The organism is Alkalibacterium subtropicum (assembly GCF_900112455.1).
GTDB classification, from domain to species: Bacteria; Bacillota; Bacilli; order Lactobacillales; family Carnobacteriaceae_A; genus Alkalibacterium; species Alkalibacterium subtropicum.
In genome coordinates, this window is record NZ_FOLT01000002.1 from 251609 (window position 1) to 268226 (window position 16618).

Annotated in this window: 15 protein-coding genes and 1 riboswitch; of the genes, 3 read left to right on the forward strand and 12 right to left on the reverse strand. The window is 45.0% G+C overall.

Going from position 1 to position 16618, the window contains the following annotated elements; all coding sequences use genetic code 11:
- Positions 1–9 precede the first annotated feature (9 nt).
- Positions 10–453: a 50S ribosomal protein L13 gene (gene rplM / locus BM049_RS03050; protein ID WP_091528582.1), complete on the reverse strand. Its 444-nt coding sequence runs from the start codon at positions 451–453 to the stop codon at positions 10–12.
- A gap of 394 nt (positions 454–847) precedes the next feature.
- On the opposite strand from rplM, the gene BM049_RS03055 reads away from it, so the two are divergent.
- Both BM049_RS03055 and BM049_RS03060 read left to right on the forward strand, forming a co-directional pair.
- Positions 848–1462, forward strand: coding sequence for a GNAT family N-acetyltransferase (locus BM049_RS03055; protein ID WP_177188574.1), 615 nt, complete (start codon positions 848–850; stop codon positions 1460–1462).
- A gap of 156 nt (positions 1463–1618) precedes the next feature.
- Complete coding sequence (locus BM049_RS03060) at positions 1619–1816, forward strand: hypothetical protein (RefSeq protein WP_091528585.1); 198 nt, start codon at positions 1619–1621, stop codon at positions 1814–1816.
- Between the two features lie 71 nt (positions 1817–1887).
- Here BM049_RS03060 and BM049_RS03065 read toward each other — a convergent pair whose 3' ends face one another.
- The 10 genes from BM049_RS03065 to BM049_RS03110 all read right to left on the reverse strand — a co-directional run bounded on the left by BM049_RS03065 (position 1888) and on the right by BM049_RS03110 (position 14723).
- Positions 1888–2598 (reverse strand): energy-coupling factor transporter transmembrane component T family protein, encoded by a 711-nt coding sequence (locus BM049_RS03065; protein WP_091528587.1) that lies wholly within the window; start codon positions 2596–2598, stop codon positions 1888–1890.
- Complete coding sequence (locus BM049_RS03070) at positions 2595–4061, reverse strand: ABC transporter ATP-binding protein (RefSeq protein ID WP_091528588.1); 1467 nt, start codon at positions 4059–4061, stop codon at positions 2595–2597. The genes BM049_RS03065 and BM049_RS03070 overlap by 4 nt, the downstream gene beginning before the upstream one ends.
- Positions 4054–4641, reverse strand: a complete 588-nt coding sequence (locus BM049_RS03075) for an ECF transporter S component (RefSeq protein ID WP_091528590.1) — start codon at positions 4639–4641, stop codon at positions 4054–4056. Before BM049_RS03075 ends, BM049_RS03070 begins: the two co-directional genes overlap by 8 nt.
- Positions 4638–5267: a YkoF family thiamine/hydroxymethylpyrimidine-binding protein gene (locus BM049_RS03080; RefSeq protein WP_091528591.1), complete on the reverse strand. Its 630-nt coding sequence runs from the start codon at positions 5265–5267 to the stop codon at positions 4638–4640. The genes BM049_RS03075 and BM049_RS03080 overlap by 4 nt, the downstream gene beginning before the upstream one ends.
- A gap of 41 nt (positions 5268–5308) precedes the next feature.
- Positions 5309–5412, reverse strand: a riboswitch (TPP riboswitch).
- A gap of 611 nt (positions 5413–6023) precedes the next feature.
- The gene (locus BM049_RS03085; protein WP_091528593.1) at positions 6024–6935 is read right to left on the reverse strand and encodes a mechanosensitive ion channel family protein; all 912 of its coding nucleotides are present in this window, start codon (positions 6933–6935) and stop codon (positions 6024–6026) included.
- An 87-nt stretch (positions 6936–7022) separates the two neighbouring features.
- Positions 7023–8171, reverse strand: coding sequence for a glycerate kinase family protein (locus BM049_RS03090; protein WP_091528594.1), 1149 nt, complete (start codon positions 8169–8171; stop codon positions 7023–7025).
- Between the two features lie 128 nt (positions 8172–8299).
- Positions 8300–9622, reverse strand: a complete 1323-nt coding sequence (locus BM049_RS03095) for a 6-phospho-alpha-glucosidase (protein ID WP_091528596.1) — start codon at positions 9620–9622, stop codon at positions 8300–8302.
- Positions 9623–9643: 21 nt separating this feature from the next.
- Positions 9644–11260 carry a PTS transporter subunit EIIC gene (locus BM049_RS03100; RefSeq protein WP_091528597.1) on the reverse strand — a complete coding sequence of 539 codons (1617 nt, stop codon included), beginning with the start codon at positions 11258–11260 and terminating at the stop codon, positions 9644–9646.
- Positions 11261–11278: 18 nt separating this feature from the next.
- Positions 11279–13840: a glycoside hydrolase family 38 N-terminal domain-containing protein gene (locus tag BM049_RS03105; protein WP_091528599.1), complete on the reverse strand. Its 2562-nt coding sequence runs from the start codon at positions 13838–13840 to the stop codon at positions 11279–11281.
- 160 nt (positions 13841–14000) lie between these two features.
- Positions 14001–14723 carry a MurR/RpiR family transcriptional regulator gene (locus BM049_RS03110; protein WP_091528601.1) on the reverse strand — a complete coding sequence of 241 codons (723 nt, stop codon included), beginning with the start codon at positions 14721–14723 and terminating at the stop codon, positions 14001–14003.
- Positions 14724–14896: 173 nt separating this feature from the next.
- Here BM049_RS03110 and BM049_RS03115 point away from each other — a divergent pair, with 173 nt between their 5' ends.
- Positions 14897–16087 carry a coenzyme F420-0:L-glutamate ligase gene (locus BM049_RS03115; protein ID WP_091528602.1) on the forward strand — a complete coding sequence of 397 codons (1191 nt, stop codon included), beginning with the start codon at positions 14897–14899 and terminating at the stop codon, positions 16085–16087.
- 163 nt (positions 16088–16250) lie between these two features.
- Here the strand turns inward: BM049_RS03115 and BM049_RS03120 are convergent, their stop codons facing one another.
- Complete coding sequence (locus tag BM049_RS03120) at positions 16251–16592, reverse strand: hypothetical protein (protein WP_091489651.1); 342 nt, start codon at positions 16590–16592, stop codon at positions 16251–16253.
- Positions 16593–16618 lie beyond the last annotated feature (26 nt).

The following is a 16618-nucleotide window of genomic DNA, read 5'->3' on the forward strand; positions in this document are numbered from 1 at the left end:
TGTCCCTCCTTAAATCAAGTTTGTGATGTCTAGTACTTCTGGCTGCTGAGCTTGGTTGTTGTGCTCAGGTCCAGCGAATACGTGCAGTTTTTTAAGCTGTTTGCGTCCTAAAGCGTTATGAGGAAGCATGCCTTTGATTGATGTTTCGATTAAACGTTCAGGTTTTTGAGCACGCATAGTACCAGCTGATACTTGCTTCAAGCCACCTGGGTGTCCTGAGTGACGAGAATAAATCTTGTCGCTTGCTTTTTTACCTGTTAATTTAACTTCTGATGCATTTACTACGATCACATGGTCACCCGTGTCGACGTGTGGTGTATACGTAGGTTTGTTTTTACCGCGTAAAATAGATGCTACGACAGTTGACAGACGTCCCAAAGGAACATCAGCAGCGTCGACAACATACCATTTACGTTCGATGTTGCTTTCGTTAGCCATAAATGTTGTACGCACGATCTTAACCTCCAAATTTTCTTTTCAAGTTTCAAATTCGCTAATTGTTGCTTTCCCTATCTTTTTTAGTACCGTTGAAAAAAGTATATGAGAAAGTCTTCGTTGTTTGTTCCAATAACAAGTTTCCGAGGCCTGTAGTGGCGGCAAACAATACCGTCTAATAGCTTACCGCGAATAAGGTGAAAAGTCAACCGTTATTTTAAAAAAATCTTATTTCTTTTCTCCTGATTTATTGACCTGTACGCCGTTTCTCAAAGGTCTTTTTATCCTTATATACCAGCCTTATGTGACTTCTATTTTCTTCAAGTGTGGTAGAATGAGCGTACAATGTACTTCATGTAACGTGCTGCTTTTCTTCTTTAACTATTTAGTAGATCGCGAAAGGGGTATAAAAATGTCGAATGAATGGTGTTCAAGGTATTTCATTTTTAAAGATATGGATTTTGATTTCTGGAAAGGCGACCGCGTCCAGCTGCGGGCGATGAAAGAATCCGACGCTCTGTTAAGAAACGAAGAAACGCGTGACAGTAACGGTTTCAGACTGATGAACTGGGGTGTCGAAGCACCCAAAAGTCTTGAAATGGATAAAGCCGACGTTGCTGAATGGGTCGACTTTAAAGATTTTGAGAAGGGTCTTATGTTTGCCATCGATAATCTAGAGGGGGAACATGTCGGAGCCATCTATCTCAATTCGATCGATATGAAGAACGGCACCTTCAGTTTCGGGATCCGCATCTACCGGCCTTTCAGAAACAACGGGTATGCACAAGAAGCCATTCGTATTGTCCTGCGGTATGCGTTTTTCGAACAAAGACTCCAGAAATGCAATTCCGGCTGCATCGAAGGGAATCTCGCTTCCCAGAAAATGCATGAGAATGTCGGCTTCGTTGTTGAAGGAAGTGTCAGACGCTCCATTTATATGAACGGCCACTATTACAACGATTTGAAGCTCGGCTTGACGGTGGAAGAGTTTGTCGAGAACGAGAAGGCTTATTCAGATTCAAAATAATACTGTATTCAACGTATAGTCGTTCGTTGTCAAAGGATCACTCCCGATGACGAACGACTTTTTGTGATCCACCTATTTTAAACCTTTTAGCACCCTTGTATTAATATTATACTTTATGTATATATTTTATTGAAAATTAAAAAAGGAGGAATCAGTTTGTACCTGATACTGTCTATTTTCATTTCAGTTTTACTTACTTATGTCTTATTTTTCATAGGAGACTTCGCCATAATACTAGGCATTGGCATTCTGGCCGGAATTTTATTCAGGATCGTCTTTTTACTGGAAAGCATCAATAAGCATCTGGCGAGTCAGAATGAGCCTGTGAACGACCCTCTACCCAGAAAGCTGTAAGAACTCGCTGTACATATTTCAATAAAGGAACACCCTCCGGAAAACTCCAGAAGGTGTTCCTTTTGATTTATTTATACAAAAATGATTCCCAAAGCCACGATCATGGCGGGCAGTCCGACCGCAAAGAGGATATCTCTGCGTTTGACCGTCATCTGAAGCAGCATGACACGGTCTTCGCTGAAGCCTTTGGACTCCATGGCCAGAGACAGCCGTTCGGACCAGCGGATCATGCGGACCAGCATCGTGAACAGCGGTTTCGTATCAAACGGCTTGACCGGTATGTTCCGTACTTGAAGAGCCAGTTTGGAGTTCTCGTGTTCTCTCTGGATAAGCGAGGTCAAATTGATCGCCGTCAACACGGCATAGCCCATTTTCATCGGCATCTTAGCCTGCTGGATAAAACTGGCCACCAGTTCCTTAGCATCTGTGGTCAGACTGTAGCTTATGCCAAGCATGGCAAAGGACAGGATACGCGTCCCGAGAGTCAGCCCGTTGACCACATCTCGGCCGCCTCCTGAAACTGCTGCAGTGTTTGAAGCCGCGAACTGCGCCTGTTCTGAACTGAACAGCCAGCCGGTGAAAAAGTAGCTGAGCGAAATCAGCGCGATCGGCAGCATGGCTTTCAGCAGCGTTGCCGGATTTGTTCGGCTGGACGTCAATAGAAAGAAGACGCAAAGCAGGGCAACGATGAGATTGATTTCCCACCTGAACGTCAGGCCCAGCAGGATCGAGGCGGCAAGTATCCCAATGGTTTTTACTGTTGGATTGATCGCATCGATCACCTTACCCGCCTCACTTTCTTCTCTTTTATTTCATAGATCTGGCTGGCATAGGCATCCACCAGCTCGCGGTCATGACTGGTAAACAGACACGAGACGCCTTTCTCGCAGAGTTCATGCAGCTTGTCCATGATCTTCTTCCCGTTTCTGGCATCCTGGCCATACGTCGGTTCGTCTATCAAAAGTAGATCCTGATCTCCGACTGTCATGCATAGAACGGCCAGACGGCGCTGCTGACCCTGACTCAACAGCCAGGGCGACTGACCCGCTTTATCTTCGAAGTGATGCTGATTCAGGATATCTTCTGCCTGGCTTTTCGCTTCTTCCTCAGCCGCCAGGTCCCAGGACGTGAGGCTCAATGCCAGTTCATCCACTACATTGGTTTTTACGAACTGCAGGGACGGATCCTGAAACACCAGACCGATTTTGGCATACAGATTTTTCGGCTTCTGCGTCTTCACACTCTGCCCGTTAAGACGGATCTCCCCGGTATAAGGGGACACATTCAAAATGGCCTTGAAAAGTGAGGTCTTTCCGATACCGCTCGGTCCAACCAGAGCTGTCAAAGAGCCTTTATTCAAGTTGAGCTGTGCTTCTTCGATCAGGGTATTGCGCTGCTTCTCTTTTCTGAAAAAAGATTTCCTGACTGTTTTTTCGTGGTAGATCGATACCTTGTCCAGCTCCAAAAGGATTTCTTCCGATGCTTTATTTTTTTCAGGCATGGACATTTCTTCCACAAGGAGCCCCGCCTCAGTCATAAGTCTGTTTTTCTGTTCTTCTGAACCGACCAGCGATAAGTCATGCAGCTGCTGCTTGTCGTCGAGCATGAGCCAGCGGTCGACCCATTTCCACCGTTTGATATGGTGATCGATGATGATGATCGCTTTTCCTTTTGCCGTCAGTTCTTTCATGTAGCGGATATAGTCCTGCATCGTTGCTTCATCCACGTTTGCGAACGGTTCATCCATGATGTATAAAGGGACATCTACCAAGTCCGCACAGACAAAGGCCGCACGCTGCAGTTCACCGCCTGACAGATCATCAAAGGACCGGTCCAGCAGATACGTCAGATTGAAGTGTCCGGCTTTTTCTTCAATGATCTCGTCCATCTCGTTCGCATCGACACGGCTGTTTTCCAGACAGAAGACCATCTCTTCGCGCAGGGTCTTCATACTGAAAGACAAGCGGGCATGCTGGAAAATCGTCCGGACAGACGTTGACCGTTCAACGACCGACTGGTGATGGACGTCTTCATCATTGATTTTGATATGCGAAACGATCTGTTTCCCGCCGTTTTCCGGAAAGTAGCCGTTGATGACATTGCCCAGGGTACTTTTCCCGCTCCCGCTGCCTCCGCAGAGCAGGATGATTTCGCCAGGATACAGGTCGAAACTGACCGAATCCAGACGTTTTTTGCCGCCGATCTGAAAGGACAAGTCTTTAACAGATAAGGTCGGCTTACTCATTGACCTCACCCGTATCAAGGTTCTGATTCAAAATCCCCGCTTCATCCAGTTTGTCACAGATGAGCTTGGACAGATAGCCTGTGAAGAATAACGAGCTCAACAGGCGTACCACGAATATCGCCGCAACGATCCGCCAGTCCATGGCCAGGTAGTTGCTTCTGAAACCTGTCCAGAGAAAGGACAGCAATGTGGCAGAAAACGCTGAAAGAATGGTCATTTTGTAGGAATACTTTTCATATTTGGTAAAAGTGAACGGCAGTTCCACGCCCACACCCTGGATAAAGGCAGAGACAAGGACCATGACACCGAACATGTTGCCTAAAAGGACTTCGATCAGTGCCGCGATCACTTCGGTCACGATCCCGACGACAGGCTTGCGGATGAGATAGGTCGTAATGATCGCCGCCATGAACCAGATGCCGTAAAACGGTTCATAGCCCAGTATCCCTAAGCCCATCGGCGTCAGTACTGTCGTCAAAGCGGTGCCGGCATAGACAGCCAGCAGGTAGATGATCCCGAACAAGACAGAAATCAGGGCCATCAGCAAATAGTCACGCAGGGTCAGTTTGTTTTTATTCATTTGACTTCTCCTTCCGGTACGTTGCAGAGGAGAGTGAACTGGCTGACATAGTGACTGACTTCCTTGCCGACTGTGTTCGAGACGTATTCCAGGTAGTCAAAGACGTCCTGAACGCTTCCGCCCAAGTTGGTGCCGTAGTGGCCTGAACCTGTCACGACACCGCGGTCGATACCTTCGTTGACGACCTTTTCGATCGTTCCCATGTAATTGTCGGAGCCCATCGGATAAAGGGCAAATTTTCCAATGACCGGAAAATCGATGTTTTGCGTTTGTTCTTTATTAATTTTTGGATTCTCAAGTGCGAGCGTATAATCGCTGTCGCTGTCACCGGGGCACCCTTTGGATACCGTGGCTTCCAGCGTCATGTGCACTCCTTCTCTATAGGCATAAACATACGCGGCTTTCAGTGCATCGAACACCGCTTCTTCTTTTCCGCGATAGACTGTTGAAATATGGTCCGTTTCTGCCCATACTTTCGATAAATCGACTTGCTTTATTGCATCTAGAATAATCGCGATAAAATCATCACTCATCGGTGACAGATTGAATCGCGCGCCTGTAATTCCCATAGTGGAACCAGGCTTTCCAGCAGAACATTTTCCGTAGTTGACATAGTTTTTTGACATGAAAAAAACTCCTCCTAACGAAAAAAATCCATAGGAAAGAGCCATCAATATATAGATCTCCCTACGCAGCCATTACGCTGATCAGGTTACTGGTCTGATATACATCACTCTCAGCCTTCTTGAAAAGACTCCCAGGATCATTCGTATTTAATTTTTTTGGTACATGAAGACTATAACAAGTAGAACGTGAAAACGCAACACAAACTTTTAATCATCCGATGATAATGTTGCTTCCCAGCACAATTATTTTTTCTGCTTTACTGGCACTGCTCAAGTTGAATGATTAGGCGGGTACGCCTAATCAAGACCTTATTGGACCTCATGGCGTTTCGCCTGATAGTCAGTTCTCCCATCATAAAATCCATTGGCAGTACTCAGGGTTTTCCCGTCTCGAGCACTGTCATTGAGGTCATCATTGGACGTGCTCAATCTTTGTTTTTTCTGAGCACGCTTAATGCTGGACTTATTGGCATCACTGGCAATTATTTACACTGTGAGCACTGCCAAAGATGGACTGAATGAACTTACCCAAATATTTTTTTCTTCGAGTGAGCCTAATTAAGGTATCATTAGCATTGCTCAGCGCACTTTTTTACGCCAGCACGTCTAATCAGGCGTTCATTGAACGCACTCATGATCATTTGTCTTTGAGTGATGCTAATGTGGTCTCTATTGGTATTACTCAAGAAGAATTCACTTTCAGTACTGCCAATCAGCGCATTATAAGACATTACACGACTGTTTCAGTCCTAATGACTACACACCATCGTTTCTTTCTTTCCGCTTCTGTCGTTCTTCATGGATGATTTCGAACGTCTCAGAAGCCAGTTCCACTTCATCTTCCACTTGCTGGAACTGTTCAAGTATAGCAATATACATGCGGTCTTTTACACCGCGGCGTTCTCTTGTATCGACGATATACCGTAAACTCAGTGTGATGAAATTATCATCAAAAGCGATGTATACCTGCGGCTTCAAAGAGGCGTTTTCAATACGATAACGGCGTTTCATATTTCGCCATTCCACTTCTGCTTCCGTGTTATACGTGCCGATCGTATCCTCTGCAATCTTGAGGACAATGGTTTTTGCGAGCAGGATATCACTGCCAAAATGCAGCGGGATATGCAGTTCGTCCCAGAGAAATTTGAAATCTGCGGAATAGTTATAGACGGGCGATGTAAAGATGTAACTGTTCGCGACACGGACGATCCGCCCGGTGTACTGGTCCCCATCCACCCACTGCCCCATCTCCATGAGTGTCGTGCGCAGCAGGCCGATATCGATGACATCCCCTTTCGAACCTCCAAGCAAAACCCGGTCACCTGTTTTGAAAAAATCACCAAACATGATCGCAAACCAGCCGGCGAAGCTGACGATGACTTCTCTTAATGCATAGGTCACACCGGCACCTGCAAGTCCGATGGCAGTGGTAAACCCGGTCAAATCATTCCCGAAGATGTAGATGAATGAAAGCCCCAGAATGAAATTGGTCATCCACCGGGCGATTTTTCGTGTAACGTACCAGTTCTCTGAAGCCTTGTACCGCTTATACAACCTGTTCAAGGTAAACCGTCTAATAATGAGGACCAGAACAACGATCAAAACAAATATGATGATATTGGTGATCAAAGGATAAGCTTCTGCATATTGCGTGATCCATTCTCTCATGACCCGGACTCCTTTATTAAGCCGTTATCGTGTGACGTCGTACTTTAATGATAACAGTTTAACCGTTTGAAGTGGATTATAACGCATTTAATTCCCGTCATCTTTCGCCTGAAGACTGCTTCCCGCTCTCATCAAGTCAATGCTCCGTTTCACCGCTTTTTCAAGCAGTACCGGGCCTTTTTCCATTGCTTCAACCAAAGTCATTGGTGCATCCACGATGGGGATCAAAGCATGGATGTTCTCTTCTTCGACCGCGGTCCGGTCGCTGTCTATCTTTCCGGCAAATAAAAGAACCGGCACATCAAACTGTTTAGCCAGACGGCTGATCCCGACCGGGACTTTCCCTCCAAGTGACTGGTCGTCAAATTTACCTTCGCCGGTAATGACCAGATCCACCTCTTTGATCAGGGTCTCAAGGTCTCCCTTTTCAGCTAACAGCGACAGCCCGCTCTGGAATTCACAGGGGAAGAAGGACAAGACTGCAAACCCTATCCCGCCGGCCGCTCCTGCCCCTTCCGTGTTTCGTTCATCTTTCCCGGTCACGTTTGATACGATGTCGGCATACCGCTCCATCGTTTTGTCGTAGGCTGAGAGTTCGACTTTACCCAACCCTTTCTGTTCACCGAAGACATAAACCGCTCCCTTTTCTCCAAGCAGCGGGTTGGTCACATCCGAAGCGATCAGCCAGTTCACGTCCTGGACTCGTTTATCCAACCCGTCCATATCGATAGACTGGACGTTGTTCAGTTCCACAGGCAGCATTGACAGCTCTCCACGCTCAGCATTCCTGAATACGACGCCCAGTGCCTGCAGGAGGCCCATGCCACCATCGACCGTTGCACTGCCACCTAATCCTAAAATGATCGTCTCTGCGCCATAATCAAGCGCTTGCGCGATCTGTTCTCCGACGCCAAAACTTGTATGATTTCTCGGATGCAGGCTCTCCTTGTCTGCCTGGATCAGTCCGGTACCTTCAGCTACCTCTATCACAGCTGTCTTGTCCTTTTCCACCCAGCCCCAGCGGCCAGAATAAGGCCTCCCGTTCACACCGGTTATGGTTTCAGTGATGACTTCTCCGTCCATGACACTGACAAAGGCATCCACTGTCCCTTCTCCGCCGTCAGCAATGGGAAAGCCCGTCACCTGATGATCCGGCAGCGCGTCTTTCACACACTGATTGGCTGTTTCACTCGTCATCGATCCCTTGAAGGAATCGATCGCTGCAAGTATTTTCATGAATCCACTCGCTCCTCTCGCTCTTTTTTTCAGTATAGCACAGGATTCTGGTTCAAAGTCGTACAATACCTATGCTTTTGTACCAAGTAAAAGGCGCAGCGATAAACCGCTGCGCCTGCACGTATACATTACTTCAATTCAGGCCAGTACTCTTTATTGGCTTCGATCAATGCATCCAGCACTTTACGTGCTTTCTTCGCATCTACGACTGTCCGGTTAAGCGTCAAGGCCTGCAGCGCTTTAGTGTAAGAGCCCTCCATATAGGCTTTAACCGTCAGACGTTCAAAAGCATACTGGTTCTCGATAAGTCCTTTATAGAATGTACCGATTTCACCGACAGCGTAAGGGGCCGGGCCATTGGCACCTAAAGACGCGGCAACTTCCACCATGCTGTCATCTGGAAGATTCGATACGATACCGTCATTTCTCACCATAACAACGAAGGTTTTACGCAGGTTATTGGCAATCGAAGCAGCGACTTCCACCATCATATCGCCATGTGCATCGTTGTGGACGACTTTGGAATCTCTTGCTGTTCCGTTTTCAACAATACGTCGGCATTCTTCGAAAACTTTCTGCTCTCTTCCGATACGCACTTCATCTGTACGCGTCCACTCCGGATCGAGTTTAGACAATTTGTACTCAGGATAGAGGTAGTACTGCAGGTATGTGTTCGGCAGGTAATCAGGGAAGTCAATCAGCATATCTTCGACCATGGCATATGTTTCAAGCCAGGACTGATCACGCTGCTCGGCATCAACAGGACGGAAGCCGCCGTTTAATATGATCTCTTTGATTTCAGGCGCTCTGTCTTTTCCCGTTTCATCATAGATATGAGTGAACCAGCCGAAGTGATTGAGACCAAAGTAGACAGGTTCGAATTTGTTTACATCCAGATCGATCAGACTTGCAAATGAGCGTAACAGGTTGACTGGCTGATCACAGATGTTCAGTATTTTATCTTCTTTCGGGAAGAGTTTGTCTAGAGCCAGAGCAACGATCGCAGCCGGGTTTGTGTAGTTTAAAATCCAGGCATCTGGGCTTAAACGACGCACATCTTTTACCATTTCCTCCATATCTCGAATGGAACGCAGACCATAGGCAAAGCCGCCCGGTCCACATGTTTCTTGACCGATCACGCCTAAACTTAGAGGGATTTTCTCATCTTTCTCCCGCATGTCAAAGCCACCCGTACGCATTTGACAGAAGACGAAGTCGACATCCTTATAAGCGACTTCCTTGTCAGTCGTATAAACGATTTCTACTTCCGGTGCTTCCTCTTTAAATAATATTTTGGCAAACTCACCAATGACTTCCTGTCTTTTCTCATTGATATCGTATAAGACGATACGGTTGAGCGCGAACTCATCCAAGTGTGTTGTCATAGCTTTTAAAATCCCGGGCGTCCATGTTGATCCGCCACCTACTAAAACGATATTATTCTTTTTCATGATAAGCTCCTTTTCTATTCTTTATGAGTTTTTATGTTCATACATATAATTATCAACGATGTTTCTCATTTTAGAAATACGTCCGCCGTATACGACATGAACCGTATTAGCATCTGGTCTTACGATACCATTGGGTTGTGTTCGTTTCAGTAGACTTTCGTCGACCAGTTGACCATCCGCGACTTCTACTCTCAATCGGCTGATGCAGTTATCAACATCGGTGATGTTTTTCAAACCACCCAATCCATTAATGATATCTTCCGCTGTCTTTCTGTCTGATTCTTTGACACTGACACTTTCATCCACTTCTTCTTCATCTTCAAAATCTGATTCTCTTCTACCGATCGTCATGACGTTGAATTTTGAAATGATGAAGGTATATGAGAAGTAGTACATTGCAAAGAAAATAGGGCCAGCTATTAAATAGATGTACCAGCCTGTTTCCATGCCTTGAAGCATGCCGAACACGATCCAGTCAATGATTCCACCTTGTATATTCCCGATCGCTACATTAAGCAGAGCAGGTACTAAGAAAGCCAGTCCGGCGAAGATTGCATTGACCACCCATAAAATTGGAGAAATGAAGATAAAGGTGAATTCGATCGGCTCTGTGATCCCTGTCAGTATGACTGCTGTCACACCAGCCAGGAAGAATTTCAGTACGCGGTCTCTTTTTTCTGGTCGAGCCATTTTATACATGGCAAGTACCGCTGCCGGCATCCCAAAGACCATGTGAAGGATTTTCCCTTGAGCAAGGAAGGCCGTTGCGTCTGTTGAAAAGGCTAAATTATTATCGAGTTGATAGAGATAGATCTGTAATGCACCGACCAGCGATTCCCCATCGATGTTCTCCACGCCACCTAAAGCCGTAAATCTGAAGGTCTGGTTAAGTATGTGGTGAAGACCTGTTGGATTGATGATCTTCTCAGTAAAGCCATACAGGAATACCCCGAACGAACCGCTTTCACTGATCAGTCCACCGACTGCAATGATAGCCTGGTTGATCAACGGCCATACAAAAGCTAACACTATTCCCACGAGTGCTAGAATAATTGCTGCTGCGATCGGAACAAATCGTTTGCCACTGTAGAAGGTCAGAGCCGGATGCAGTTCCGTTTCTCTGAATTTGTTATGAAGGAACACGCCCATCAGACCTGCCAGTATCCCTCCAATGACGTTTGTGTTATAAACGAAGATACCTAAAGTATTGGTGAATAAAGAATTCTGCAATGTTGCATCAACTTGGCTTAAGCCTTCCATATCCATTAGATAAGCAATCGAGGTCGTTTCAGCTGTAAAGCCTTGAGCCTGAAGCACATATGTCATACCAAGCAGCATGGCGATATACCCTACTGCTCCGGCGTAAACCGCTACTTCCTTATCTCGCTTGACCATACCCAAAGGAATAGACATCGCGAACAACAACGGCAGATAACCAAACGGCAGCGCAGACAATCTGCGGATAAAACCGAAGACCAGCTGCAGTGTTTCATTTCCTAAAAACGGAGCGACTTCGATGATAGCCGGATTTTGTAAAGCCGCTGCTAATCCAAGGAAGATAGCCATGAATGACAGTAAACTGATCGGGAAAAGCAGTGATTTCCCGAAACTCTGGAAGTTCTTTTTAAAGTTTGACATTGTAAAACCTCATTTCAATTAGTTTTGAATAATTATATTCCCGATTTCCTGTGGAGCAAGAGTTAATCTATTGACCTCCTCTTCTTTTCTTTCCATTGGTGTTGCTTTAAATGCCGCTTTGGGAAGTGACAAGGTTATATCTTCATTTTGGGGGTTGAACAGACGGACAAACAATTCATTTTCTGCTGTCAGTCTAGTGGATGAAACGACCAAACCACTTAATTCTAGGGATAACTTAAAGGACGTTTTTCCTACGGTGTTTCTCGGATTGATATTGAAGCGATTGAATTCTTTCAACTGATACCCGACTAGTGGCGTCAAGTATTCTTTTGCACTATGGCTTTCCTCCGAATGGTCGTGAGCTACTTCAAAAGCAAAGTGGAAAGTGAATGGCTCATCGATCAGCTGATTATCCGGTGTCTCGATCTCGATTCCAGACGGTCTGCCTGGCCGGTTGACCAGTTCGCGCTGTCCCAGATGAGAAAATGTTCGGAACAGTGTCAGATGAATGGCATCATCCAAGACTTCGTATTCTTTCAATCCTTTTGTATAAACAGTAAAGGCAGCTTCCTTATCTTTTAATGAGATAAAGCTCTGAGCTGTTTCAATGCTCACAGGCTTTTCAGCCCACTTATCTTTTTCCCATACGCTCAAGGGTTTTTCATTATAGACAGGTTTCGACTGGGTACTCATGTAGCCGTCTACTTTAACTTCATCCGTCTGGACCCCTGTCTTAAAGACAGCTCTGTAGCGATTATGTTCTGTTTTATTCACGTGATTCATTGTGACATAAACTTTTGGATCATTTGGATACAGTCTTAGTTTTGCTTGAAAATCCACTTTAAGGTTTGCTTCTTTCTTTTCTCTCAGCCCCTTGTTTTCTGGAACGTCTAACTCCCAGTTTATATGCATTTCTTGATAGTGCTTTTCTTTTACAACTTCGACCGCCATTCTTCCACAGTCTTTGCTGTTTAACACCCAATCGTTTACAGGTGGGGAATAATCATAGCTGTCTCCTGCATCGCCACTGTTTTCAAGGGAAAGGATATTTGAATAAATGGCATGGGTCTGTTCATTTTTGTAGCACAAAACATTATCCTCAACAAACAGTTTCCCATATGCGTTGTAAATACTCTCATCTGATTTCCGGGTCGCTTCTTCCTTCTCACCATCCACTTCTTCAAAAGTCAGGTAGCGGGCAGACAATCCTTCGATTTCATTGACCGGCAGCACGATTTTTGTTCTGTATACTTTGATATCCAGCAGACGCGCCGCTACTTGACGATCGATCAGCCCCGCATCCTCCTGGTCCTGAGAAATGACAGAATACCCTATTTCTTCTTTGTTGGAATCGAAGATACGGAATCCTTTTGTACGCGTCAGCATGTCCAGTTCAACAAACTGATTCGATCGTTTTTCAGGCAATGGATTAACGACCACGATCGTGTTCCCGGTTTCTTTATTCCCTAAGGTCATCAGTCTTAAATGAAGCTCTATCTGTGTATCGACCATCTCTTTCGCATTCAGCAGGCGCTGCTTGATGTCCTGATTGACTTTATCTGAGTTGCAGCCGCCGATACTATCATGAGCATGTGTCCCGAAAAGTATTTTAGATACTTTCTCGATCACTCCATGCGGATAAGGGATGCCTGCCTGTTCGCCGATCACTGCCAAAGGTTCCAGTACGTTGTATAAGTTATTTTCAATATCTGTGTTAAGAAGTTTGATGTCCATACGCGTCGACCCGATCGTCCGGTGGATGCGTGCGTGCTTACTGTCAGTCAGTTCGCCTGTCACCACTTCCAGATCATCTCTGTCCAGTTGATCCACGTAGGATTCGAAATCGCTGATCATTACGGTATCTTCCGGGTAAATCTGTTTTATATTCTCCATCACATGGTGTATGTTCTTCTGAATAGGCATCTGATCGTGTCCGTTCATGATCAGTCTTGCGTTTGATGCAGAATAATTATCAAGCACAGACATGATTTTTTTCATACGCTGGCTCAATTCTTTAGGTTCTTCTTCAAGATACTTTGCTCCCTGGTAGCCTGTAGCCAGATTGACCCCGACCACTTCTGATCCATCGACACCCTTCCATAAGAAATCGGATTTTTCAGCTTTCAGCTCGCTGAACCCTCTCCAGAAGAAGGTAGACTCTATACCAAATTGCTTGTATATCTGCGGCATCTGGCTTGCATGTCCAAACGTATCCGGAGCATACCCAACCAGCATCGGTTCACCAAATTCTTCTGCCCGCCTGATTCCGTAATAGAGATTCCTGAATACGGATTCACCGTGGACCAGAAGCAAGTCAGTCTGCGTGTACCATGGACCTACTCTTAAATTCCCTTTCTCTATCAACTGTTTCATTCTCGTTTCTGCTTCAGGTTCCAGCTCCAGATAATCGTCGATCATCACACTTTGGCCATCCAATATATATATGGTATCCGGATGAGCCTCCAGAAACTCCATGACTTCCTGCATATGATTTCTCAGCAATACCTTTGTTTCATCTTTAGTGAAATACCATTCTCTGTCCCAGTGAGTGTGCATTAATATTCTTATCTCTCTATTCATGGAATTCTCCTCAAAATTATTTATCTTGAACACAGTATACCGCTTACATTAGGGCCTGCACTCCAAAGAGACGGATAATTATCCAAAACAAAAAACGACTATGCGCTTACGCTAGATTCACCTACCGAAAACGACATAATCGATTATTGTATTCCCGTTTTTAATCATACTCCCTTTTCAACTGATTGATCACTTCATTGATCATCAGGATCATATGAAGCTGCTGTTCTCTTGAGATTCCTTCCATTTTATCTATCGATACATCATGGTGAAAACTAAATAAGCTGCCTTCCATGATCGATGAGTCTTTTTTGGTGATGGAAAGAACGTTCATTTTTGCTTTTTTAGCATCGTGCATCAACTGCAGACCACGCTGAGTTTCTCCTGAACTGGATAAGATCAGGATGCTGTAATCTTTAAACTTCTCCAGCATCTGCAGTTCAGACACGACAATGGCCGGTATTCCTAAATACAAAAGCTGTCTAGCCATATATTGAGCTGAGACATGCGAGGCTCCAAGCCCGAATAATAATAGGTGGTGTCTGTTTCTATATAAAAAGTTCACCAGATCATTGGCACTTTCAAAATCGATTTTACTTAAGATATCTTCCGTATTGCGGATATGCCTGGTGGATTTTGATTTGATATGTTCCACATCTTCTTTGATGGCATACTTTAAGTCACTAAAGCCATCGAAACCCAGAAGTTTACTTGTTCTGTTGATCGTTGCCTGTGAGGTATAACTCTCCTGTGCTATCTTTATCACTGTTTCGTAAGGAATAGACTGGAAATGTTCTTCCAGGTAATCTAAAACAGCTTTTTCACTTCTTGTTACGGGTCTGTCAAAATTTCGTTCTTTTAATTGATGAATCACACGATACATTCGATTCACTCCCTAGTTTACTATTACCTCTGTCTTTTCCATTTTACTTGAAAAATCCTGAAAATGATAAAAGATTTTAATTCTGTTTAATTCCTCCACGCTAACGTGTATACTGTATAAGGGTTTTAGCGTGTCTAAGCCCCTTAAAAATATTAACAACGGGAGAGATTATTTTGGAAAGAGCTTTAGGTACTGTTGTGCGTGGACTGCGTAGTCCGATCATTAAAGAAGGCGACAATATGGAAAACATCGTTGTGGAAACTGTGTTGAATGCGGCAAAGGCAGAAGGATACAGCTTTATGGACCGTGACATCATCACGATGACTGAATCCATCGTTGCTCGTGCGCAGGGCAATTATGCGACACTTGATGATATCGCTACGGATATCGGTCACAAGTATGATGGTGAAACTGTCGGTGTCGTCTTCCCGATTCTCAGTCGTAACCGTTTCTCCAACATCTTGAAAGGCATAGCCCGCGGCGTCGGCAAAGTCGTTCTTATGCTGAGCTATCCTTCCGATGAAGTCGGGAATCATTTAGTGTCTTTAGATGAACTGGATGCAGCAGGCATCAATCCGCTGGCAGATGTCCTGACAGAAGATGAATTCCGCAGCCATTTCGGTTTCAAAAAGCATCCCTTTACTGGTGTCGATTATATCGAGTATTATAAGTCACTGGTCGAAGCTGAAGGCGCCAACTGTGAAGTTATTTTTTCTAATGATGCCAAGACGATCGTGGATTACACAAAAAACGTTCTGGCCTGCGACATTCACAGCCGTTTCCGTACCAAACGCTTAGTCAAAGCCGCCGGTGGAGAAAAGGTCTTTGGACTGGACGATGTCTTGTCAGAATCCTTGAACGGCAGCGGGTTCAACTCAGAATACGGTCTGCTGGGTTCAAACAAAGCAACAGAAGATACCGTGAAACTCTTTCCCGATAACGGCCAGCCTTTAGTCGAGGCTATCCAGAAACGCCTGAAAGACGAAACAGGTAAAACGGTCGAAGTCATGATCTACGGCGACGGCGCCTTCAAAGATCCTGTCGGCCAGATCTGGGAACTGGCTGATCCGGTCGTCTCTCCCGCCTACACAAAAGGCCTGGAAGGTACCCCGAACGAAGTGAAGCTGAAGTATCTGGCTGACAATAACTTTGCCGATTTGAGCGGAGATGAACTTCATAGTGCGATCACGGATCACATCACTAACAAACAGGCTGATCTGATCGGCGAAATGGAAGCACAGGGAACCACACCTAGACGCTTGACTGACCTCATCGGTTCATTATCTGACCTGACTTCAGGCAGCGGCGACAAAGGCACGCCGATCATCCATATCCAAGGTTACTTTGATAACTTTACTAGCTGATTCAGTTATATAAGCGCAAAAAAGGTCACAGGGAAATTCCTGTGACCTTTTTACATCCTCATTATTCTTTTATTGCCTTACTAAATACGAAGCATTGTTTTCCGCTATTTAAAGGCGTTGGATACTTTAAGCCATTCTCCAGATCCAGCTGCACTACTATGGTTTACTGATGCATGCCCATTCCAGTGAAATTAGTGCTTTGAGAAGAGCCGCCAGTCCCATGCATATTTTTATATAGCTCTCTAAGCTGCTGAGTATTAAGTTCCGGGTGCATTTCATTCATATGTGACTTCATTTGTCCAAAATTTATAATGCCATCTTCCATACGCAGTTCCATATCTTCAAATTCATCTGTATCCATTAAATCTCGCATTTGGTCAACATCCATTACTTGTTCCTGAATAACCGCCTCTTGATTTGTCGTATCTTCTTCTGAAAAGAGAGATATTCCTAATCCACCGGTAACTGCTAAAACGCCTGATAAAAGTCCACTAACTAAATTCATTTAAGATCGCTCTCCTTTTTTTATCT

Bases quoted from the DNA above. Each gene is read 5' to 3' on its own strand.
- BM049_RS03055 (WP_177188574.1), top strand. From the start codon at position 848: ATGTCGAATGAATGGTGTTCAAGGTATTTCATTTTTAAAGATATGGAT.
- BM049_RS03070 (WP_091528588.1), bottom strand. From the start codon at position 4,061: ATGAGTAAGCCGACCTTATCTGTTAAAGACTTGTCCTTTCAGATCGGC.
- BM049_RS03075 (WP_091528590.1), bottom strand. From the start codon at position 4,641: ATGAATAAAAACAAACTGACCCTGCGTGACTATTTGCTGATGGCCCTG.
- BM049_RS03080 (WP_091528591.1), bottom strand. From the start codon at position 5,267: ATGTCAAAAAACTATGTCAACTACGGAAAATGTTCTGCTGGAAAGCCT.
- BM049_RS03085 (WP_091528593.1), bottom strand. From the start codon at position 6,935: ATGAGAGAATGGATCACGCAATATGCAGAAGCTTATCCTTTGATCACC.
- BM049_RS03090 (WP_091528594.1), bottom strand. From the start codon at position 8,171: ATGAAAATACTTGCAGCGATCGATTCCTTCAAGGGATCGATGACGAGT.
- BM049_RS03095 (WP_091528596.1), bottom strand. From the start codon at position 9,622: ATGAAAAAGAATAATATCGTTTTAGTAGGTGGCGGATCAACATGGACG.
- BM049_RS03100 (WP_091528597.1), bottom strand. From the start codon at position 11,260: ATGTCAAACTTTAAAAAGAACTTCCAGAGTTTCGGGAAATCACTGCTT.
- BM049_RS03105 (WP_091528599.1), bottom strand. From the start codon at position 13,840: ATGAATAGAGAGATAAGAATATTAATGCACACTCACTGGGACAGAGAA.
- BM049_RS03110 (WP_091528601.1), bottom strand. From the start codon at position 14,723: ATGTATCGTGTGATTCATCAATTAAAAGAACGAAATTTTGACAGACCC.
- BM049_RS03120 (WP_091489651.1), bottom strand. From the start codon at position 16,592: ATGAATTTAGTTAGTGGACTTTTATCAGGCGTTTTAGCAGTTACCGGT.